The sequence below is a fragment of the Candidatus Dependentiae bacterium genome (genome assembly GCA_018266175.1).
GTDB lineage: Bacteria > Babelota > Babeliae > Babelales > RVW-14 > JAFEAY01.
The window spans coordinates 140,673-160,682 of sequence record JAFEAY010000025.1 but is presented as its reverse complement, the minus strand read 5'-3'; the positions used below and the strand labels follow the sequence as shown (position 1 = coordinate 160,682).

The following is a 20,010-nucleotide window of genomic DNA, read 5'->3' as shown; positions in this document are numbered from 1 at the left end:
GCAGAGGATTCTTTGTGACCTCCCCTATAATTTATTGAGAGATGGTCTGTGGATTCAGCCCGAAATGGATTAAAAGCTTGGTGTCAGCAGGAGTTGCATAGGGGCTTGCGGCTATATCAAGCCAAAGGTCGGGGTGATCCTGGAGGTTGAAGAACACTTGCTGAGTTGGTAAATTTTTTAAATCGACAAAAATTGTTATAAGAAAATTTTGTGAACCATGTTTGCTGAGTAGGGCGGCTTGAATAAGCCCTTTGTAATCAATTACTTCTGGAGATGTAGATAGAAGTTCATTATAAAGCTTCTTAAATTTTTGAAGATAATCAATTCGTTTATAGTAATCATCGCATTTATTGGATTTTTCAATGATTTTTTTGAGAGGGCGAGTTATGAGTTGCTTATGTGCTTGTTTAATCTTTTCGTCTTCTCTTTTCTTATGCTCAAGGGCAAGAAGTTTAGTTTGAAGGTCTTCTTGTTCTATGCGAGCTGCATCTTCAATCTGGTTCATGTATCTAATAATTTCTTCTGAAGATGGCATAAGCAGATTTGTGCATTGTTCAAAAATTTCGCGTTGGTATTGCAGAGGTGGCTTGATTGTAATGAACTGTAGGAATTCATAGGGGATTTTTTGTAGGTCACATACCGGAAGCTCAAGCTTAGGAATTACAAGTGTTTGTTGCTCGGTTTGTGGTGCCCTACAAAGAGGGCATACAAGAAGAGCAGGTTTTGCAAGCTCTTCAACTTCATCGATTGTGAGTGGATGATTACATGCATAAGGAAAATACAGCTCCATTCCAGGTTCAAAGGTATTAAGATAAATATATGAGTGACTGCCAAGTGTAAAGCGTGTACCATCTTGAGAAAAAATAGTGTACTCAGTTTGAGAGTCTATTGTTTGAACTTGAATCATACGTTGAGTTTGAGATAGAGAGAGCAGCAGGGTTTGGCCTTCTTTAATAAGCTGATTAAAAAGAGGCTCATTAATTAATTTTGTTTCTAATGGATCATCTACTTTTTTAGAATCGATATTTTCTAACTGATCAGCAGAGTCGAATTCACCTTCGAGTCGTCGATATTTGAGCTCCCCATCAGGTTCAGATGGTGTATTTTCATAATAAGATCGACTGCGTTTATTCTTATTATTTGTATTCAATTTTTCTGGTTCGTGCATGCATTCGATTGGTGCATTGCTTACAATAATTCCTGCAAAAAGCACTGATAAAAACTTTGTATTCATGAAATAACCCCCCACTTATATAGGTTTAAGATAGCACAATAAATTCTAATTGTAAATACCGGCAGGGAGGGTTATTGATTACAAAAAAGCTTTGAATTTATTCATTTGAGCAAAATAAAAAATTAAGCTTAATTTTTTATTTCAGACTTACAATTTTGATGTATAAAGTCTTAGTTAGTGGGCTTTTTCAGGAGGGGAAAAGTAATTCTTTTTATTGATATTATTGGGAATGGTGGTACCATTAATCTTGCGATTTTGAAACTGTGGGGCATCTTAGCATAAACATAGCGAAATTGCGATCTAGATTTGATTATTGGGTTGGGGTACCGTGGGAAAAATTTTACGCAGTGGGTGTTTGTCGCTTCAAGCGATATTCATCACTCTTATTCTCTGGTGTGCGGTTGTTGAAGCTCAGCAGCCCGCACCGGAAATTCTTGATCGTTTCATCGATGACAAACAGCTTGAAAAAATTCTTGAGCCTGCAATGCTTGCAGCTGAAAAATATTGCTCAGATGAGTATATTGATCAACTTGTTAACAAAGAGCATTACCAGTGGATGTGGCAAGAAAATTTTAATAACCAACTCCTTGCTCGTCTTCCACTTGTTCACAATATTGAACTTGGCATTTATGCAAAAGATCTCATGAAGGGTGGGTTTCTTGCAGGCGACTGGATGATTGAATGGCTGCTTTATACATGGTGTCATTCATACATTGTGAACCTTATGTTTGACCATGTAGTATTGCATTGCGATGACTATCTTAATCTTTTGCAGTCGGTGAGTGATGGTAAATTTCCGGCAGATCAGCTCGCAGGAAAGATGCATGAAATTGGCCCTTTCTCCGTGCAAAGCACCATAAAACAAGCATTGCCTCTATTAGATAAGCAGCTTATTGGCATGGCTATGATGGCCGTTGTTGTTTCTCAATCAATGCTTTGGAGCAAGAAATCACTCTTTTTGGTTGATGAGCCCGATTTATCAGCATTTTTTAAAGTGCCTGAAGTGCATGGCAATAAGCCAATCAGTTTATTTTCGTTTGTCGAAAAAAACCCTCTTCTTTCTATGCCCTTGTATCCCATGCGTGGCGGTGTTATGAACACTGTTAATATGGTTTTTAGATCGTGGGGATTACTTCCAGAGTGGAGCGATGCTTGGTATGTTTCTTTGGGGACTCAAATTTCATTTATGCTTCTATTTATAAATCGTACCTATACAACTAAATTTTCTACAAGTTGGATAAAGTGGTCAACGCAATCCACCGATATTTTTCGTACCTTGCTTGATGCCTACCAAAAGTCGCTGTCTGATGAAACGATCAGCGATCAAGCTCGAGTACACATTAAAGATATGCTTAAACGATATATTGCACAGGGGCATACTCTTTCATTTATTGAATGGATGTCGCTCAAAATTTTTTGGTATGGAATATGGCAAACAGCAGTGAATTGCACCTTGGCGCTTCCCGCATGGATAAAAATTGGTAAAAGCGCGTATCAGCTTTATAAGACTGTTAATAATGACTCTGAACCAGATCTTGAATTGGAGATTGTATGAATTTTTTAAAATTAATTGTGCTCATGTCAGTATGTTTGGCATCATCGTTTCTATGTGCTGATGAATCGGTTCTTCTTGATATTGGTGGTGTTAAATTTTCACCAGAAGCTGCATCAAAAATGGTTGCAGGTTCTGTTCAAGTAATTAATGAAATAGCCCAACGCAAGCGTGAAAAAATTGAAAAAGAGCTTGCTGTCATAACGCAAGAACGTGCTGCTCTTGGAGCTCAAAAAGATCTGTATCAAATTGGGCAATCTGAATTTGAACAAAAAGTTAAAGCACTTGATCAAAAAGCCGCACGTCTTGAACGTTGCCTTGAAAATTCAGAAAAAGCGGGCGAGCAAGCTGCTGCAACGGTGCAAAATGCAATGCTTGCAGGTTGGAATACTTTTCTTGATGTTCGACGCGATGAAGCAACACGAAAAACTCAAATAGCGGTTGCCGGTGTCAGTAAGGCTGTTGAGAATGAAGGAGCCTTGCAACGGCTTGAATTTTTATCCAAAAAAATGACCGAGCCTGAAACGTTGGTGCGTTTTGGTGGGTTCATGGTTTTGACTTCATGCGGCATGGTGGGTGGTTACTACGGCCTACGAATTCTTTCAAACCATATTCAGTCGCTGATGGGCATGCCAACACTTGTGCGAGAATCATCGCGCAAATCGGCTATGGGTTATTGGATGCAAAGCATTAATGAAAAACTTTTTGGTCCGGGCGATACGCTACAGCCGCTTGAAGAAATCATTTTAAGTGCTGAGTTAGATCTGCAAATTAAGCAACTTGCCGATGATGTGCGAACGAGCTACATCAGCGCTCTTCCCTTTAGAAATCTATTGCTCTACGGCCCTCCAGGTACCGGAAAAACTATGATTGCAAAAGCGATTGCTCGAACATCTGATTTGGATTTTGCATGTGTTTCAGGCGCAGACTTTTCTCAGTTTGCACAAGGAAATGATGTTGAGCAACTTCATATTTTACTTGATTGGGCTGCAAAATCTGAACGAGGGTTAGTACTTTTTGTTGATGAGGTTGATGCGTTTGCTCGCCGCCGCGATCAGTCAGATGATCGATGGGTTAAGTTGCTCAATGCATTTCTTTCTCGAACCGGAGAGCTTTCAGAAAAATTTATGATTATTGCTGCAACTAACCATCTTGAAATGCTTGATAATGCATTTCTAAGTCGTATGCATAAGCGTTTGTATGTTGGTCTTCCGGGGCAATCAGAACGTGTGCGCATGATTAAGCAGTATCTTGAGAAATATATTGCGCATGACAAGCGCACTGTTCTATGTAAGGGTAAGCGCGTAGAGGCATCGCTCACTATTTCTGCAGATGTTGATGAAACCTATCTTGAACAAGTAGCAGAGCGTATACAGGGATTTGCAGGGCGAGATATTGCTTTTATGATTGATGAGCTTCGTGCTATTTGTTATCGAAGCCCAGTGCTCTTATTGACCAGAAATATTTTTGATGCGCTGATTGATCAGACTCTGCATAATAGAGCGCAAGAAGCTCTAGTAAGTGGCGTTGCAGGGCCCGCCGCTTAGTTGTCAGAGTTCACCTTTAAGCTTTGAAAATTTGCATTCAACAGAGCATCAAGCGCGTATTGATTATGATTTCTTTGAGCAAGATCAAGAGCATCTTTTCCATCTTTGTGCCGTTTGATCTTAAGATCTCTTTTGTCATGGCAATATTTTTGCACAACAAAATCAAAAACTTCTGGCTGAAGATTTTTTGTTGCAACCATTAAGTCTGTTGAACCATAATTATTTATATTTTCGACTTCTATTCCAGGGATATCATAAAGTTTTTCCACCATGTGCAGCGTGCCTATTTCAAGGGCTTTACACAAGGCGGTTCTTTTGCGGTAGTCACGAGCATTAATAGGGCAATTTTCTTTGAGATAATATTCTAAAAACAGATCAAATATATCGTTGTCTCCAGTTTCAATAGCAAGCATAAGCATTGTTTTTCCGTTTGCATCACTGATTAAAATGGAGTGACAGAGTTCCTCAACAAAACGACGGTCTTTGAGTTTGAATCGATATTTTTCGATCATTCGAAAGTATTTTAGCGTGTAAATTTGTTTAGATACTAAATCTTGATTTTGAATAAAGCTCAGAAGTTTAACGTAAATTTGTTCTACCTCATTTTTTTTAAAATCTAAATCAAAGCATCGACTGACTACTCGTATGAGATTTCCATTTATATGAAGATTGCGAATGAATTTTTTTTGATTTTTCGAAAAAATTTTATTCATAAAAGTAACTGGATATTCGGTGAGAGCTAAAAACTCTAGTTGGGCTGGAGTAAATTCTTGGTGTGCGTTTTGCCATCCAAAAGCAGAAAAACTATAAAATATTGTGATGAAAAAAATGGATAGAAGTGTAGCGTGCATTATGAATCTTTTTTTCTTGAGTAATTAACGGTCTATGAATTGCATGATGCCTAGAGATTTTTGCATTGCCGGGGTTCCTATTTCTTGAGCAAGATCATAGGCTGTTTTGCCATCTGCTGCGCGAGCATTCAAAGGGCATTGTTGCTTTTGATAATATTTGAAAAAGAGTTCAAAAATAACATCATTTCCTGTTTTTATTGCAAGCATGAGGCCGGTTTCTCCTTTTTCGTTAACAAGAGAAGAGAAATTAGTTGTTTGTATAATATTTTCTATTTTAAGATTTTCACTATCAACAGAATAGTTTCCTGAAATTATAGAGGCAAGAGCCTGAAGAATATAGAATCTTTTACGTGCAAAGTTATTATTGATAGCAGAGTATCCTTCGATGAGTAAGGGCATTGCAAGAAGTTTTTCTAAAATTTCTTGCGCATAAAAATTGTCATCGCGGTCTTTGATTGCATGATAGTGTTCCATTAGTTTAATCAGATTACCGTTATCATAGAGGTAGTGCATAAATATTTGTTGATCATTACTGAATGCTGTATTTCGTATATAACTTGTATCATTTGATGTTCTAATAATTTCAAAGTGATCAAGCGTAAAACTTTGGTAGGAGTTTTCCCAGCAAAGTGCCGAAGAAAAGAATGAAAATATTGTTGCAACGTATGTTGCATATTTACCTATCATAAGGACCTTTACGGCATAAGAGAATATTTTTTAGATGTTGTTATTTTGGTTCAGCCAGTTTAATGTGCAGTTTTTTAAGTTGTGTATCATCAACGGCTGATGGGCTTTTAATCATTAAACAGCTGCCATTGCTTGTTTTTGGAAACGCAATAACATCACGAATTGATTGTGTGCTGCCAAGAATCATAATGAGTCTATCGATACCCAGTGCAATTCCACCTTCAGGAGGGTAGCCAAAATTCTGAGCATCAAGCAAGAATCCCATAACTTCTTTCATTTTCTCTTCAGAAAGACCCAAAACATTAAAGATTTTTTTCTGTAACTGCGCGTTATGAATACGAATCGATCCGCCGCCGAGTTCTTCACCGTTGCATACCAAGTCGTAGGCTCGTGCCTTGACCTGTGCAAGATCTTGCTCTTCCCAACCGTCGTGTGGGCTGGTGAATGGGTGATGACGTGCGTACCAGCGCTGATCATCTTTGTTCCACTCAAACATTGGAAAGTCTGTAACCCAGAATATTTTGTGTTGAGCAGCATCAATCAGATTAAGTACTTTACCCAATTCAAGCCGTAATTGCCCGAGTGTTGTCCAAGCGTCCTCAAAGTTTCCTGCAACCAAAAAAAGTGTGTCGTTTGTGGTGAGGTCAGGTACAAATTGTTGTGCTTGACTGAAAAAATCTTCAGGCAAAAATTTTGCAATCGATGATTCAGGGTTGCCATTGTCGGTAAAACGAACTGAAACGAGGCCTGCGGCACCAAATTCTTTGGTTGCTTTCAGGTTCCAAGCGTCAAATTCTGAGCGAGAGAATTTGTGATTTTTAATGCATAAAGCACCAAGTTTGCCGCCAATTTCAAGGGCTGTTTTAAAAAAGGGAACACTTGTTGTTGCAAATAGTTTCGTGCAATCATGAATTTCAAGATCAAACCGCATGTCCGGCTTGTCCGAGCCAAAGCGCATAAAAACTTCGTCATAGGTATAGCGTGCAAGTGGTAAGTTTAACTCGTAGTTTAAAAACTTTTTCCAAAGCAATTGAACAAGTCCTTCGCAGACATCTTGAATATCTTGTTCATTAATAAAAGCCATTTCAACGTCGAGTTGCGTGAACTCAAACTGTCGATTAGCGCGCAAATCTTCATCGCGAAAGCAGCGAGCAATTTGGAAGTAACGCTCAAAGCCGCCAACGGTCAGAAGTTGTTTGTAAATTTGTGGAGATTGAGGCAAGGCATAAAAAGTTCCAGGTTTGATGCGTGCCGGAACCAAAAATTCACGTGCACCTTCTGGAGTGCTTTTATGCAAAATTGGAGTTTCAATTTCTAAAAATTCAAGATTATTAAAATAATTACGCATGGCAAAAACAACATCATGCCGGAGCTTGAGGAGACGTTGAAGTTGTGGACGTCGCAAATCTAGATAGCGGTATTCAAGTCGTAATTCTTCGGAAATATTTGCGTCATCAAGTTGAAATGGAAGAGCGGCTGATTTGCTCAAAATTTCCATAGTTTGAACTTTGATTTCAAATGCACCCATCTTGAGCTGCTTATTGATGTTGCCTTCTGTTCGCTTGGCAACGGTGCCAGTAGTAGCAAGGACAAATTCAGATCTGATGGTGTGAGCTTGCTCACATGCTGGCGAAGAGTCTTGAGGATCAAGAACAAGTTGAATAATCCCGCTTTGATCGCGCAAATTAATGAACGTGAGCCCGCCAAGGTCTCGTCTGCTATCAACCCAGCCGACAACATGAACTTGTTTGCCAACCATCTGTTCATTAATTTTTCCGCAGTGTGCGGTGCGCTTAAAGTGAGCCATTTAAAAAATCCTTTGTTTAAAAACTCCAAAAAAGGAGGTATATAGGCTATTGTAGCACCTTTTTGCAAAAGCAAAAGACCTAAGGTTCATACTTTGTAATTTAAAATTTGTTTGTATTTGTTATAAGGTTTTTAGTTAGATTCAAGTTTTTTGTGATTATGGTATGCCTGAAAAGGCTCTAAAAAATTAATAGATTTTAGTGCTTTTTTTTCAAATAATTATCAGCGACGCTCATTAATTCAAGCAAGCGTTTTGGGTTCATTTTTTTTAAGAGTGAAACAACAAGATTCATCCGAGGATTAGCACTGAATAATTTGGCATGTTGATGAATAAAATTCCAATAAAGCGCATCCCAAAGCTCACACCAAGCGCCCTTTTTATAATCAGACATTCCCAAAATATATTTTGAACTTGAGCAGTATGGTTTTGAGGTCATGCTTCCTCCATCAGCGTACTGACTCATGCCATAGACATTGGGTACCATGACCCAATCGTATGCATCAATAAAGAGCTCCATAAACCATTGATACACATCATCAGGGTGAATTTGTGATAGAAGCATGAAATTACCGATTACCATGAGTCGTTCTATATGATTTGTATAAGCGTATTTCAAAACATGATTTATGCTTATATCAAGGGGAGTAACGCCGGTTGTTGCCTTCCAAAAACCTTTTGATAGTCGTTTTTTATGTTTAAAAAAATTACTCGATTTTTGCGATTTGCCGGTTAAACAATAAACTCCACGAACGAATTCTCGCCATCCTATAATTTGACGGATAAATCCTTCAAGTGAGTTAAGAGGAATTTCTTCTTTATTTGCATATTCAAGAGTCTCATTAATAACTGTTTGAGGAAGCAACAGTCCCGAGTTAAGCAGTGGTGATAGCAGCGAATGAAAGGATATAGGATTTGATTCTTTCATTGCATCTTGATAAGAACCAAAAAGTTTTAACTTAGTTTTTAAAAAATTTCCAAGCCACTTCAAGCTCTGTGCGGTTGTGACTGGATATATAAATGAATCCGAAACCCCAGGATTATTTGGAAAAAGCTTTTCAATATAACTTCGGGCTTCGCGAACAAAAGAACTTTGATTTTTTTTAGGGATACTCGGAATTTTAAGATGAGGTGGTATTGGTTCACGATTTTGAGAATCAAAGCTCCAAGTTCCTCCTAATGGTTTTCCTTGTATCATCAGAATGTTAAAACGCTTACGCATTTTTGTGTAAAAAGAAGCCATTGTATGGCGCTTTTTGCCAGGAAGCATTTTTATAATATCTTCCTGCGTAAGCAAAAAAATCGGTGTGTTGTGAACTGATAGCGCCAGTTTAAAGCTTTTTGCTTCTGCAGTTAATCGTTTCATGAGTTCATGATCAACGACATCAAACATATCGAGGGTACTGATTTTATTCTTTTTACAAAAATCGAAGACTTTTTTTAATCCATTTTTACATACGTGATAATCAAAATACTCGACATCAATTCCTTTTTTTTTAACCATGGCAGCATATGCTTTCATGCTTGCACGATGAAAGATTAATTTTTGTTTGTGAAAGTTCATTCGTCCAAAGAAGTGGTTATCTTCCACAAGAATGACATGAGCTGCTGTCTTTAATAATTCCTGAGATTCAAATAATTGATGAGGAAAAATAAGAAAGGTTTTTTTTGACATATATTAATCCTAATCATGAGCGGATCAATTTATTCACCCTGTAATTTGAGTAATAATATACGATAGCATGCTCGCCAAGCCTGTCATAAAAGTACCCCAAGCTAAATCAATAACTGTGATTACCATTGGCCAATCATTAAGCGTTGCGTGGTTCGTTAAATCATATGCTGCATAAGCAACGAAGCCAAAAAAAGCCCCATTTAAAAAGACTGTACTCGTTGGGTAGGAGTTTTGAAGTGCCGGAGAAAGAATAAAGTGCACAATTCCATAGGCATAAATAATGTAAAAAAAAATGGCGGGGAGTAATACAAAATTTCCACTCATCAAATGCGAAAGCTGTTTCATGTACAATATTTTTGCTGTGCAAAAAAGCCAAGTTCCATCAATAATAAGTAAAGCGAGTAAAGAGGTTATATAAGAGATATAAATTTTTTGTATCACACCCTTCTCCTTTCATTCTTGAGTCAATTATATAAAAATGATTAACTCGTCAGAGTATTTTTTTTGATACAGGTTTTTTATGTTTTTACAAAAATTATTAAATCTACTTGACCGTATTGGATGGTCCATGCTCCTGGCAATCTCGTAGGATCAAAAAGTAACGACAAAAAACCTTAGCATTTTCATGTTAGAATCCTGAGGTTATTGACTTTTTAATTGCAAATTCAAGTGTTGTAATTCAAGAAAAAACAGAAATAGCTCAAGTAATAACTTTATAGGACTTTGCAGTCAGATGCAAATCCCCGCTCAGCCTGCCTACGTACGTATAATGTTATATTCTAGACTTATCGGCACGTTATCGGCATACTAAAATTATCAGTGATGCCGATAATGTGCCGATAAAAAAGGGAATTTCATGGTAAAGTTTGATCCTCGATTTTCTATAACCCCTCAAATTGTACAGTATCTCATGCGTATTGAGGCAGCAAAACAAGAGATTGCAATGCTACCCATTACTCCAACGGTGCTTGCAAATCTCAGGGAAACAGCGCGTCTTGCCTCAACTCATTATTCAACCATGATTGAGGGTAATCGGTTGACGCAAGAGGAGGTTAAACTAGTTCTCAAGGAAGGGCAAAGTTATGCTGGTCGAGAGCGTGATGACCTTGAAGTAAAAGGCTATTATGCAGCACTTGATATGATTGAGCATTTTTGTGCTCAAGGTAAGCCGCTAACTGAAAAAGTTATTCAAAAAATTCATGGGTTAGTTATTGGTGGTGGGAAAAAAATAGTTTCCCCTACACCGTATCGTGATGGGCAAAATGTTATTCGTGATGCCGCAACAAGGCGAATTGTTTATTTACCACCCGAAGCTCAAGATGTTTTACCGCTTATGCATGCACTCATTGTTTGGATAAAAAAGCAAGCTACATTACCAGCGCCGCTTGTTGCAGCACTTGCTCATTATCAACTGGCAACAATTCATCCTTACTATGATGGCAACGGTAGAACTGCGCGTCTTTTAGCAACTTTAATTTTGCATATGCGAGGATATGATTTAAAACGAATCTATTCGCTTGATGAATATTATGCACATAACTTAAATGCCTACTACCAGGCTTTGAGCGTTGGTCCTTCTCATAATTATTACGAAGGGCGTGCGCAGGCTGATGTTACCGATTGGGTTAACTATTTTTGCGCAGGTATGGCTGAATCATGTGAGAAAATAAGAAATCAAGCACGTGGTGCATTGCAGCGTGGAAAAGCTGATCAATCACAACAGCTAAGACTTTTGGATTCAAAACAACGTAAAGCGCTTGATCTTTTTAGACAATATAAAACTGTGTCTGCTCAACAGATTGGAGCCATTTTTGGATTTAAGCCTCGAACTTCTAGTGAGCTCTGTCGTCGTTGGGTTGATGATGGATTTCTTGTTGTAGTTGATACGTCTCGCAAAGCAAGAACGTATCAACTAGCAGCTTTTTTTTCGGATTTACTTAACTCTTAAGAGTGTTTTTTTGATACAGGTTTTTGATATTTTTACAAAAATTATCAAACTTTGATTTTAAGCTCGTCAAGAGGCTTTGTGGTGGTTCTTGTATTTTAATGGCAACTGATTCAACTCCTTCAACTGACGATGCTTCGTGTGCTCGAATTTTGTCACGAACCTTCATTAAAATAATTCCAAGGTTGTTGTAACCAGCCTTGCCTGTTTTAGGATTGATTCCAATTCCCCAATATGTGTCAGGTGCTGCATGTTCAACAAGAACTTTATTCCCTGTACTCAGAAGAAGCTTTTTTAAATCAGCATGTTGTTTGAATTTTGCTTTAACTGCTCGATACATGGCGCCCCACTTAATTGCGGACCATTCATCCTTAGGAATAACTGCATGTTGATTTCGGTCTGCCCTTGCAGCATTAAATGCATCGCGTCCTGATCTACATTTTGTTCGAATATATTCTTGAATTCCTGGATTGTTAGGAAATCTTTGTGCTTGAAAATAATGTTCTGTCGTTGGCCATTCTTTTCCATCAAGTAAGATAGGAGCTGAGTAAAAGTTGGTAAACTCGTAGTAGGGCTCCCCACGATTATAAAATAAAATATCTTCCCACTCTTCACTATAAGGAAAAGGAGTTGATCTGTTTTCAGATCGGCTTGACCGTATTGGATGGTCCATACAGCCTGCAATCCCGTAGGATAAAAAAGTAACAATAAAGAACGTTAGCATTTTCATATTAGACTCCTGGGGTTATTGAGTTTTTAATTGCAAATGCAAGTGTTGTAATTGAAGCAAGGAATAAAAAAAGTCCTAGTAATAACTTTATACGATTTTGCCGTGCAGTGCAAAAGTAGTAAACCGACGAAACCAGCAATACCAGTGAATAAAGCTCCAGGACTACCTCTTTGTTGAGGAGCGGTGATAGGAAATAAATACATACTGCCAGCATCATAAATCCAAATGATTTTTTAATTTCTTCCATCCATTCTCCAGAGCGTGGAAGCAGATGGAGTGCCCCTGAAAAGGTTCCAATCAGGAGTAAGAGTGTTCCCATGCCCAGTGAAAAGAAAAAGAGGTATAAAAAACCTAACACAGGATTGCCAGTCTTTGCGGCTATTGCAAGAAGTATAGCAAGTGCTGGGGTGAGGCACGGTGATGCGACGGTTCCAGAAATTGCCCCAAATAAAAAGCTATGTGTTAGAGAGTGCTTTACAGAAAGATCTCGGCTTCGAGTTAAAAATGAAGGCATGTATAATTCGTAAAATCCAAACATTGCAAAGGCCAGATAGAGAAAGAAGATGATAATAAAGAGAATAAACCAAGGACTTGCAAGCCACCGACCAAAAATAATAGAAGTTGAGGCAGAAAGATAACCAAGGCTTGCATAAACAACTGATATTCCTAAAACATAACTGAGTGCAGAAAAGAAATTATAGGCCATCGACTGAGTAGCTTGTGCTTGTAAAATTCCTACGGTGATAGGAATCATTGGATAAATGCAGGGGGTAAAGCTGACCAAAACACCAGCAAGAAATGCTAAAATAAGCGCATAAAAAATATTGCTATTTTCCGACTGTGTTGCTTGCTTGAGCATATCAATAACATTAATACGAGTATCGGCTTCTGGATTTTGTTCAGTGGTAGCTGTTTGCGGTTGTATTTCTTCAGGGCCAGATGCCTGAGTTATTGCACAATGAGGGACAAGCATACTTGTAATGAACAGCATGAGCATAGCGAACTTTGTGCACTTGGTCATATGCCACCTTTCAAGGTTGATAAATATTATTCTTTATTAATTTTTTTCCAGTATTCCTTCATTCATATAACGCGTAAGTCCTTTGTAGTGCAAGAATTTATTCAGTTGCAATCAAAAAACGCCGACCTGTAAACTCTTGATAAGAATGTAAAAGTATGGCTTGAGGTAGAGGGGAATGTATGACTGAAAATCACCGAGCGATTTTACTTGTGGTTGCTTTTTTTATAGTCGGTTCATTTATTTGTGCGGTGCACAAGCGACAACTGCATGCCCAAATTCAGACTATGAAGCGACGAACGCAACACACTATGGTTGTAACCAGCTCAGCGTTTAAAGATGGTGAACGCATGCCTGATCGGTATACGTGCATTGGTGAGAATGTTTCACCAGATATCGCCTGGAGTAATGTTCCTGATAAGGCAAAGACTATTGCCATGGTTTGCGATGATCCTGATGCTCCAACTGGAACGTGGGTTCATTGGGTAATTTTCAATATTCCAGCAGGTGTACAAAGAATTCCAGAAGCTGTTCCTCATCAAGAAAAACTGAGTGATGGAAGCATTCAGGGAATAAATAGTTTTGGCAAGACAGGATTTGGTGGTGCATGTCCACCAAAGGGTCATGGTCGACATCATTATTTCTTTAAAGTTTACGCTTTAGATAGAGATTTAGACCTTGATGTAGCTGCAACCAAGCAAGATTTAGAAACTGCTATGATTGGGCATGTGCTTGCAACGGGAGAGTTGATGGGGATTTTTTCACGAGATTAAGTTTTATGACATTCAGGAGCGTGAGCAACTCTTTGTATTCACGCTTCTTGAGATCTAAATTATCTAATAACTCAAACACGGTCCAGCGATTGTATACTTCGCACTTGGTAAGGTCTGGGGAATATGTTCCTAAGAGTGAGATAATTTTTTTGAGATTTTTCTTACGCTGTGCTTTGTCAGGATTATGAGCATAGCTTGTCAAGGCAAGATGGAGTGGTGTATCGCCGTTGCACGTTTGTGCATTAATATTTGCGCCAGCTTCAAGTAATATTTTGGTGTTTCTCATATTTCCTTGTTCTACGGCTGCATGGAGAGGGGTGTACTTAAGTTCGTCTGGTTCATTGACATTCACTTGCTTGGTCAATAGAAGCTTGGTCATCCAGGTAAGTCCTCGTTGTGCTGTTAAGTGCAAAGGAGTCCAGCCGAGTTGATCTTTTGCATCAAGTTGTGCTCCATGCTTAATTAAAAGCAAAATGGTAGATTTGTTTGCTCGAGCAAGTGCGTGATGCAAAGGAGTTCGCTGAAAATATGCTGAGGATCGAGTTTCAAGATCAAAGCCATGCTTCAGGAAGTGTGCCATAATTTTACGGGCATTAAATTGGACCGCGTGAAAAAAAAGTGCAGACCATAATTTTGAGTATGCTGAATCATATTTGAGTTGGTAAATTGATTTTTCAAGGACAGCCGGCTTATCTTGTTTGATTGCACGATAAATTTTTGATGGACTCACTGGAAGATCTTGTGCCTGAAGATGCGATAGTATGAAGGTTAAGAGGAGCAGTATTAGTGATCTGGCTGAATGCATCCTAGTTCCCCCTATCAATCAGAATTAATCATTCGTCATATGCTCAATCAAGAGCCTATCGATCATCACCTTGGAAAGCAAGAGTTTGTAAAGCGTTTACTCAAAACAATATCTATTTTTCTTTAGAAACGAATGAGGCTTGATTTCAAGCCTCATAAAGTTGCTCATTAAAGATGGTAGATTTCTATCTATGAGTTCATGTAGATACGCATGAGAGCGCGTGCAATTTCTCGATCACCAGTAATTTGTTGATTAGTAAGAAGCTGACGAATGCCTGCTATATTATTTTGTTCATTACATTGACGGAGAAGATCTGCAAGATCTATGTTCTGGCTCTGATTTTGGGCTTGAGCAAGTTGCTGCCTAAGTGTGGCAACTTGAGTTTCGAGCTGTTGAACATCAGGATTGCCTTGTTGATGATTTTCTGCAGGTGTTTGGTTCATCATTAGATAATAGGTAACACCACTTCCAACTCCAACACAAATTGCTCCGGCAAGAAGAGCTAGCAGAAGAAGTTTACCTGTTTGTGGTTTTGCAGCGCTGAATTCTTCGTGCGCAAGGTTTTCTTCGAAAATACGTAAGATTTCGTGCTGTGAAATGCCTTGCTGGGCAAAGAATTGAGCCTGATTCATGAGATATTGAACTTGTGCTTCCTGCAATGGGTCAATAGTTGCTTGGCTAGTGTTGAGACATGCGGTGATTAAAAGAGCTAGAGATAAAATTTTCTTCATATATAAATCCATATAGTAAACTTAACAAGGTTTGCGTTATTTCATTTAGTAATAACAGTTTATCGAGTGTTTTTGTAAAATCAAGAAAACCTCTATGCTAGCAGGATATTGTATGTAACCCTGAGCTTCAGGACTTCTGAAAATGCTGGTTTTAATTTTATTGAAATATTTGTCTGATAACATGAACAGGGTTTTTAGCTTTTTCTTCTTTAAGTTTTTGATCCATAATGAGATACGTAATTCCAGCACCAAGTGCCATGAAAATTAAGCATTCAATCAGAGTGTTGCTGTCATGCTCACAGTTTGATGAACAAGATTTTTCGTTCATAAGGCTTTGTTCAAAAATTTTTACAATATCCTCTGGAGATTTACCTTGCAGCGTAAGAAGCCGTACTTGATTGATAAGGTAATAAGCTTGTTCTTTTTGCAAAATATTAGGTGTTGCGTTGCTTGGGAAGTTTCCAAATATGAGCATTGTGAGAAACAGAGGTAAAATTTTTTTCATATAAATCCAGATAGTAATCGTGTTAAAACTATTGTATTTCAGATCGTTTTCGGTGTCAGAAAAGGGTTTTTATAAGACCAAGAAAATTTGTATACTATCAGCAAAATTTATATCAAAAAATAGTTGGAGAGTACATGAAAAAAATTGTTTATTACGTAACAAGTAACTTTGCGAAGTTTCAAGAGGTGCAAGAGTTCCTTGCGCATCATCATTATGACTATATTGAGCTACGCCATAAATCGATCGATCTTGATGAGATTCAGACACTGGATCAGGAGTTCTTAGCATGCGATAAAGTTCGCAAGGCGTGGGAGGTTTTGAAGAAGCCTCTTCTCATTGATGACGGTGCCATCTACTTTGCTCGCTACAATAACTTCCCCGGCCCGTTGGCAAAATTTGTTGCCCAAGGACTGGGCTTTGAAGGACTCAAGCGCCTCATTGAAGATGGTGACCGCGCAACGCGCGTGCTTTACCTTGCTTATTATAATGGACAAGGTGAGCCAACGCTGTTTGAGGGCAGGTCTGAAGGGACGCTTATCAAGTCCGCAGATCAGGGCGATCCTCGACTTCCGTATAATGCACTCTTTGTCCCCGATGGAGCTGAGCAAACCAATGCCCAGATGAGTGGTTTGGTTGCACAGCAGGGCCATCATTTTTATCGTATCAAGGCCCTCCAGAAATTTTTAGATTGGATTAAAGACCAGCCTGTCTAAAAATTCTGAAAATTGCTTAAAAGAGCATGTTTTTAGGTGAGCCTCCTCAGTAGCTTGTAAATACGATATACTTAAGAAATTCCATAACAAAGTATATAGTGAAAGTTGAGGTTTATGCATGCTTGGTTTTTTAAAAGAGAAAATCAAAAAAGTTTACAATAGTTTTACGACCAAAGTGTCATCGATTTTTTCGCGTGCTTCGCTTGATGAAGAGTTTATCAAAGAGTTAAATGATCTTTTACTGGCTGCTGATACCGGTATAAAAGCGACCACAAAAATTATTCAAAATTTGCAAAAGCAGATTGCAAATAAAACTATTGGCTCTTTGGAGCAGGCAAAGCAGGAGCTTGAGGACTACTTAACGTCCGTGCTTAAGGTTGAAAAAACAGAAACCCTCAATCCAACGGTTTTGTTGCTGGTTGGTGTGAATGGAACAGGGAAAACAACTTTTGCAGCAAAGCTTGCAGCTCATCTTAAGGCGCAAGGGAAGCGTGTATTACTCGTTGCAGGCGATACCTTTCGTGCAGCAGCAACACAGCAACTTGCTGAATGGGGTAGGCGTGCAGATGTAGAAGTTTTTGTTGGGCGTGATAGTCAAGATCCAGCATCTGTTATTTTTGATGCCTGCAAAATGTTCAGTGAAGAGGGTTTTGATCACCTGATTATCGACACGGCAGGAAGACTTCAAACAAAAGTTAACCTCATGCGAGAACTTGAAAAGATTAGACGAATTATCGATAAGCAGCTTGATGGTTATCAGATTAGTACATGGCTTGCGGTTGACAGTATGTTGGGGCAAAATTCACTACGGCAAGCTGAACTTTTTTATGAATCAACCCAGATAACGGGTGTGGTTCTTACCAAATTTGATGGATCAGGAAAAGGTGGTATTGTTTTTGCAATCGCAGATCAATTACAGGTTCCGATTCAGTATGTTACCTTTGGAGAAGCGCTTGAAGACGTTAAGGTATTTGATGCTGCCCAGTATGTGGAAGAGTTATTAAACGAGTAGTCCTAAAAAGGGAAGAGGAGAAAAGATAATGAAAATTCAACAAATAATCATCAGTGTTATTTTGTCTGCAGGGGCTTGTAATTGCTTGCATGCAGGAAATATTAAAATGAGCTTTGACCGACTGCACAAAAAACTTGATAAGGTCCTTGATCAGGCAGCAACTGATGCAAAGTCTCTTTTTAAAAAAGGTTCAAATTTAATTACGGGATCTTCTCAGGCGCCACTTACGCTTGATATTGAAGAAATAAATGGTGTTAAACTGATCAAGGGGCTGAAGCGAGATAACCAAATAGAAAAAATAGTGAACCAGCTTTTTTGGTGTAAACAAAATGATTTGGTGGCCTTTTTACAGCAAAATTTTGAGTTGGGATCTACTCAGTTGAGAGAGCTCATTCTTCAGCGTGATGCCAGCAAACAGCAAGCTCTTATAAGGTTTATGCAAGAAATTGTCCATGAATATGAATGCCTGGATGAGTGTGCACAAAGTGCTCGCAAAGAAGAGGTTGCACGAGTTCAAGAGCTCCAGGCAACGCTTGATGGTCTCTTAGAAGGCCTCGCAAAAGCTTTGGGGATTTAAAACTGAACTCATTAATAAACATTCATACGCTTATTGCACAGCTTACAAACAGGCTGTGCACCCCAACAACCGTAGAGATACTTGCTCAGCAAGAGGCCTGGTGGATGCTTCAAGCGCTCACCGGCAAAACAAAATCTGCTTTGTGCATTCTTAATAAAATTGAACTTTTGCCAGTACAGCAAGCGTTACTTGATGAATGGATATGGCAACGAGTTGAGGAATATAAACCTTTACAATACATTTTGGGGTCAGTTCCGTTTTGCGATTTAACAATTCAAGTGCGTTCGCCTATTCTTATTCCGCGTCCAGAAACAGAAGAGTGGGTTGCTTGGTTGATTGAACAGCTCAAGCCGCTTGATACTCAAGGTTTGCGCATTCTTGATTTGTGTACCGGAACTGGTTGCATAGCGCTTGCGCTTGCGCGTCACCTTCCAGGTTCAATTGTTATGGGGATTGATATTAACCCAGAAGCAATAGCGCTTGCGCAAGAAAATCAAAAAGCTCATAATCTTTCAAACGTTCAGTTTATTCTCTCCGATCTTTACGCAGCACTTCCTCAAGATATGAAGTTTGACTTGATTGTCACGAACCCTCCGTACCTTTGCCCAAGCGAGTACGATGCACTGAGCGAAGATGTTAAAAAATGGGAAGACCCCCGTGCGCTTGTTGCCCAAGATAGAGGCATGCAGTTATATCAATATATCATTGCAGATGCTCACCGATATCTAGATGTCCAGGGTCGTAAAAAGTCGTTAGCACAAGCTCCTGCGTTTGTTTGTGAAATTGGGCCCGCCCAGAAAGAATCGATTAAAAATATCCTTGTAGGCCATGGCTTTAAAAGTGTTGATCTGATCAATGATTTGCAGGGTTTTCCGAGGTGGGCAATTGCCTTTATTTGACAGTTGCCAAAGATTAAGTTACCATTATCTCACTAAATCGATAATGGAATTCCAGAAAAGTCAATTGAAAAACATATTTGTTTGTAAAAAAAATCATGCGGCCGGTTCAAGGGCGCTGGGTATAAAAATATAAGAAGATTCACACGTAAGAGCGCAATGAGATACTGTTGATGTTGGGGGAGTGTCTTGATGATTACTTATTATTGTGTGGATATGCTTTAAGACAAAAGGAATGTATGAAGAACATTTGTTATTTAGTTCTATTTGTTTATGCATCGACAATGATCCTACCTGTAACCGCAAAAAATGTTGAAGAGACCTCTACAAAGTCTGCACTTATTAGTCATGCTCTTCAAGAAATTAAAAAAACAACAGCTGAGCAAAGTGGTGTCTACCGTGTAAAATACACCTATCATCTTGCCGGTGATGAGCAGTTGGCCGTTTCTACTAAAATTGACTTCAGTGGCTACCGTCAAGCACCTAAATCCTCAAAGCAAAATCTAAAAGATGGTGATGTTGATAACACTGTTGAAGTTATCTATAAGCCATGTGACTCGGGCCGCGTTACACTTATAACACAAGTTAATGGTGGAAGCCGTCAGTCAGAAACAGTTGTAATATCTGATGCCATTCGGGCATAAAAAAATAAGTTTGTTTGTAACTCTTAATTTTCATGGGCTACACTGTGCTTACTGAAAAGCATTTGTCTGTCTATTGTGGAAGGGGAGCTATGAACGCCTATCTCTGTACTGTATGTGGTTATGTGTATGATCAGCTCAGTGCTGAAAGATTGCATGAAAATCAGTTAATCTCATTTCAAGACCTCCCAGAGGATTGGGTATGCCCGACCTGTGGAGTGACCGCGGATTTATTTGATCCTATTGAATCGGACAATACTCCAGATCTTCCTGTTGAATAATAAAAAATCTAATATCTCAAATAACAGCTCTTC

21 protein-coding genes are annotated in these 20,010 nt (G+C 38.8%); 10 read left to right on the top strand and 11 right to left on the bottom strand.

What is annotated here, in order from left to right; all coding sequences use genetic code 11:
- Window positions 1-31: 31 nt before the first annotated feature.
- Complete coding sequence (locus JST56_06425; protein MBS1988593.1) at window positions 32-1,234, bottom strand: hypothetical protein; 1,203 nt, start codon at window positions 1,232-1,234, stop codon at window positions 32-34.
- A 328-nt stretch (window positions 1,235-1,562) separates the two neighbouring features.
- Here JST56_06425 and JST56_06420 point away from each other — a divergent pair, with 328 nt between their 5' ends.
- Both JST56_06420 and JST56_06415 read left to right on the top strand, forming a co-directional pair.
- Window positions 1,563-2,789, top strand: coding sequence for a hypothetical protein (locus JST56_06420; GenBank protein MBS1988592.1), 1,227 nt, complete (start codon window positions 1,563-1,565; stop codon window positions 2,787-2,789).
- Window positions 2,786-4,333 carry an AAA family ATPase gene (locus JST56_06415; protein ID MBS1988591.1) on the top strand — a complete coding sequence of 516 codons (1,548 nt, stop codon included), beginning with the start codon at window positions 2,786-2,788 and terminating at the stop codon, window positions 4,331-4,333. The genes JST56_06420 and JST56_06415 overlap by 4 nt, the downstream gene beginning before the upstream one ends.
- On the opposite strand, the gene JST56_06410 is transcribed toward JST56_06415, so the two are convergent.
- The 5 genes from JST56_06410 to JST56_06390 form a co-directional block, all read right to left on the bottom strand.
- Window positions 4,330-5,184: an ankyrin repeat domain-containing protein gene (locus JST56_06410; GenBank protein ID MBS1988590.1), complete on the bottom strand. Its 855-nt coding sequence runs from the start codon at window positions 5,182-5,184 to the stop codon at window positions 4,330-4,332. The two genes, JST56_06415 and JST56_06410, sit on opposite strands and share 4 nt — an antisense overlap.
- Before the next feature lie 24 nt (window positions 5,185-5,208).
- Entirely contained in the window at window positions 5,209-5,871 is a 663-nt protein-coding gene (locus JST56_06405) for an ankyrin repeat domain-containing protein (GenBank protein ID MBS1988589.1), read from the bottom strand.
- Between the two features lie 40 nt (window positions 5,872-5,911).
- A complete protein-coding gene (aspS, locus tag JST56_06400; protein ID MBS1988588.1) occupies window positions 5,912-7,678 on the bottom strand; it encodes an aspartate--tRNA ligase in 1,767 nt (588 codons plus the stop codon).
- A 196-nt stretch (window positions 7,679-7,874) separates the two neighbouring features.
- The gene (locus JST56_06395; GenBank protein ID MBS1988587.1) at window positions 7,875-9,350 is read right to left on the bottom strand and encodes a cryptochrome/photolyase family protein; all 1,476 of its coding nucleotides are present in this window, start codon (window positions 9,348-9,350) and stop codon (window positions 7,875-7,877) included.
- A gap of 33 nt (window positions 9,351-9,383) precedes the next feature.
- Window positions 9,384-9,791, bottom strand: a complete 408-nt coding sequence (locus JST56_06390; GenBank protein ID MBS1988586.1) for a DUF2177 family protein — start codon at window positions 9,789-9,791, stop codon at window positions 9,384-9,386.
- A gap of 415 nt (window positions 9,792-10,206) precedes the next feature.
- On the opposite strand from JST56_06390, the gene JST56_06385 reads away from it, so the two are divergent.
- Window positions 10,207-11,298 carry a Fic family protein gene (locus JST56_06385; GenBank protein MBS1988585.1) on the top strand — a complete coding sequence of 364 codons (1,092 nt, stop codon included), beginning with the start codon at window positions 10,207-10,209 and terminating at the stop codon, window positions 11,296-11,298.
- Here JST56_06385 and JST56_06380 read toward each other — a convergent pair.
- Together JST56_06380 and JST56_06375 are read right to left on the bottom strand one after the other, a co-directional pair.
- Window positions 11,288-11,968: an NADAR family protein gene (locus JST56_06380; protein ID MBS1988584.1), complete on the bottom strand. Its 681-nt coding sequence runs from the start codon at window positions 11,966-11,968 to the stop codon at window positions 11,288-11,290. The two genes, JST56_06385 and JST56_06380, sit on opposite strands and share 11 nt — an antisense overlap.
- 58 nt (window positions 11,969-12,026) lie before the next feature.
- Complete coding sequence (locus JST56_06375; protein ID MBS1988583.1) at window positions 12,027-13,046, bottom strand: sulfite exporter TauE/SafE family protein; 1,020 nt, start codon at window positions 13,044-13,046, stop codon at window positions 12,027-12,029.
- A 308-nt stretch (window positions 13,047-13,354) separates the two neighbouring features.
- Between JST56_06375 and JST56_06370 the strand changes: the two genes are divergently transcribed.
- On the top strand, window positions 13,355-13,816 hold the full coding sequence (locus JST56_06370) for a YbhB/YbcL family Raf kinase inhibitor-like protein (protein MBS1988582.1): 462 nt from the start codon (window positions 13,355-13,357) through the stop codon (window positions 13,814-13,816).
- Here JST56_06370 and JST56_06365 read toward each other — a convergent pair.
- From JST56_06365 to JST56_06355, 3 genes are all read right to left on the bottom strand, one after another.
- Complete coding sequence (locus JST56_06365) at window positions 13,758-14,621, bottom strand: ankyrin repeat domain-containing protein (GenBank protein ID MBS1988581.1); 864 nt, start codon at window positions 14,619-14,621, stop codon at window positions 13,758-13,760. The two genes, JST56_06370 and JST56_06365, sit on opposite strands and share 59 nt — an antisense overlap.
- A 188-nt stretch (window positions 14,622-14,809) precedes the next feature.
- Window positions 14,810-15,352, bottom strand: a complete 543-nt coding sequence (locus JST56_06360) for a hypothetical protein (protein ID MBS1988580.1) — start codon at window positions 15,350-15,352, stop codon at window positions 14,810-14,812.
- A gap of 157 nt (window positions 15,353-15,509) precedes the next feature.
- Window positions 15,510-15,857 (bottom strand): hypothetical protein, encoded by a 348-nt coding sequence (locus tag JST56_06355; GenBank protein ID MBS1988579.1) that lies wholly within the window; start codon window positions 15,855-15,857, stop codon window positions 15,510-15,512.
- A gap of 134 nt (window positions 15,858-15,991) precedes the next feature.
- Between JST56_06355 and JST56_06350 the strand changes: the two genes are divergently transcribed.
- From JST56_06350 to JST56_06325, 6 genes are all read left to right on the top strand, one after another.
- Window positions 15,992-16,570, top strand: a complete 579-nt coding sequence (locus tag JST56_06350) for a hypothetical protein (GenBank protein MBS1988578.1) — start codon at window positions 15,992-15,994, stop codon at window positions 16,568-16,570.
- A 118-nt stretch (window positions 16,571-16,688) separates the two neighbouring features.
- Entirely contained in the window at window positions 16,689-17,582 is an 894-nt protein-coding gene (ftsY, locus tag JST56_06345; GenBank protein MBS1988577.1) for a signal recognition particle-docking protein FtsY, read from the top strand.
- A gap of 28 nt (window positions 17,583-17,610) precedes the next feature.
- Window positions 17,611-18,159 (top strand): hypothetical protein, encoded by a 549-nt coding sequence (locus JST56_06340; GenBank protein MBS1988576.1) that lies wholly within the window; start codon window positions 17,611-17,613, stop codon window positions 18,157-18,159.
- A gap of 104 nt (window positions 18,160-18,263) precedes the next feature.
- Window positions 18,264-19,058, top strand: coding sequence for a peptide chain release factor N(5)-glutamine methyltransferase (gene prmC, locus JST56_06335; protein MBS1988575.1), 795 nt, complete (start codon window positions 18,264-18,266; stop codon window positions 19,056-19,058).
- 236 nt (window positions 19,059-19,294) lie between these two features.
- The gene (locus JST56_06330) at window positions 19,295-19,699 is read left to right on the top strand and encodes a hypothetical protein (GenBank protein ID MBS1988574.1); all 405 of its coding nucleotides are present in this window, start codon (window positions 19,295-19,297) and stop codon (window positions 19,697-19,699) included.
- Between the two features lie 89 nt (window positions 19,700-19,788).
- Entirely contained in the window at window positions 19,789-19,977 is a 189-nt protein-coding gene (locus JST56_06325) for a rubredoxin (protein ID MBS1988573.1), read from the top strand.
- The last annotated feature ends 33 nt before the right edge of the window (window positions 19,978-20,010 follow it).

Coding starts and splice junctions, on each gene's coding strand:
- JST56_06360 (MBS1988580.1), bottom strand. CDS start 15,352: ATGAAGAAAATTTTATCTCTAGCTCTTTTAATCACCGCATGTCTCAAC.
- JST56_06325 (MBS1988573.1), top strand. CDS start 19,789: ATGAACGCCTATCTCTGTACTGTATGTGGTTATGTGTATGATCAGCTC.
- JST56_06340 (MBS1988576.1), top strand. CDS start 17,611: ATGAAAATTCAACAAATAATCATCAGTGTTATTTTGTCTGCAGGGGCT.
- JST56_06365 (MBS1988581.1), bottom strand. CDS start 14,621: ATGCATTCAGCCAGATCACTAATACTGCTCCTCTTAACCTTCATACTA.
- JST56_06405 (MBS1988589.1), bottom strand. CDS start 5,871: ATGATAGGTAAATATGCAACATACGTTGCAACAATATTTTCATTCTTT.
- JST56_06385 (MBS1988585.1), top strand. CDS start 10,207: ATGGTAAAGTTTGATCCTCGATTTTCTATAACCCCTCAAATTGTACAG.
- JST56_06375 (MBS1988583.1), bottom strand. CDS start 13,046: ATGACCAAGTGCACAAAGTTCGCTATGCTCATGCTGTTCATTACAAGT.
- JST56_06415 (MBS1988591.1), top strand. CDS start 2,786: ATGAATTTTTTAAAATTAATTGTGCTCATGTCAGTATGTTTGGCATCA.
- JST56_06380 (MBS1988584.1), bottom strand. CDS start 11,968: ATGGACCATCCAATACGGTCAAGCCGATCTGAAAACAGATCAACTCCT.
- JST56_06330 (MBS1988574.1), top strand. CDS start 19,295: ATGAAGAACATTTGTTATTTAGTTCTATTTGTTTATGCATCGACAATG.
- JST56_06410 (MBS1988590.1), bottom strand. CDS start 5,184: ATGCACGCTACACTTCTATCCATTTTTTTCATCACAATATTTTATAGT.
- JST56_06370 (MBS1988582.1), top strand. CDS start 13,355: ATGGTTGTAACCAGCTCAGCGTTTAAAGATGGTGAACGCATGCCTGAT.
- JST56_06395 (MBS1988587.1), bottom strand. CDS start 9,350: ATGTCAAAAAAAACCTTTCTTATTTTTCCTCATCAATTATTTGAATCT.
- JST56_06350 (MBS1988578.1), top strand. CDS start 15,992: ATGAAAAAAATTGTTTATTACGTAACAAGTAACTTTGCGAAGTTTCAA.
- JST56_06425 (MBS1988593.1), bottom strand. CDS start 1,234: ATGAATACAAAGTTTTTATCAGTGCTTTTTGCAGGAATTATTGTAAGC.
- JST56_06355 (MBS1988579.1), bottom strand. CDS start 15,857: ATGAAAAAAATTTTACCTCTGTTTCTCACAATGCTCATATTTGGAAAC.
- aspS (MBS1988588.1), bottom strand. CDS start 7,678: ATGGCTCACTTTAAGCGCACCGCACACTGCGGAAAAATTAATGAACAG.
- ftsY (MBS1988577.1), top strand. CDS start 16,689: ATGCTTGGTTTTTTAAAAGAGAAAATCAAAAAAGTTTACAATAGTTTT.
- prmC (MBS1988575.1), top strand. CDS start 18,264: ATGCTTCAAGCGCTCACCGGCAAAACAAAATCTGCTTTGTGCATTCTT.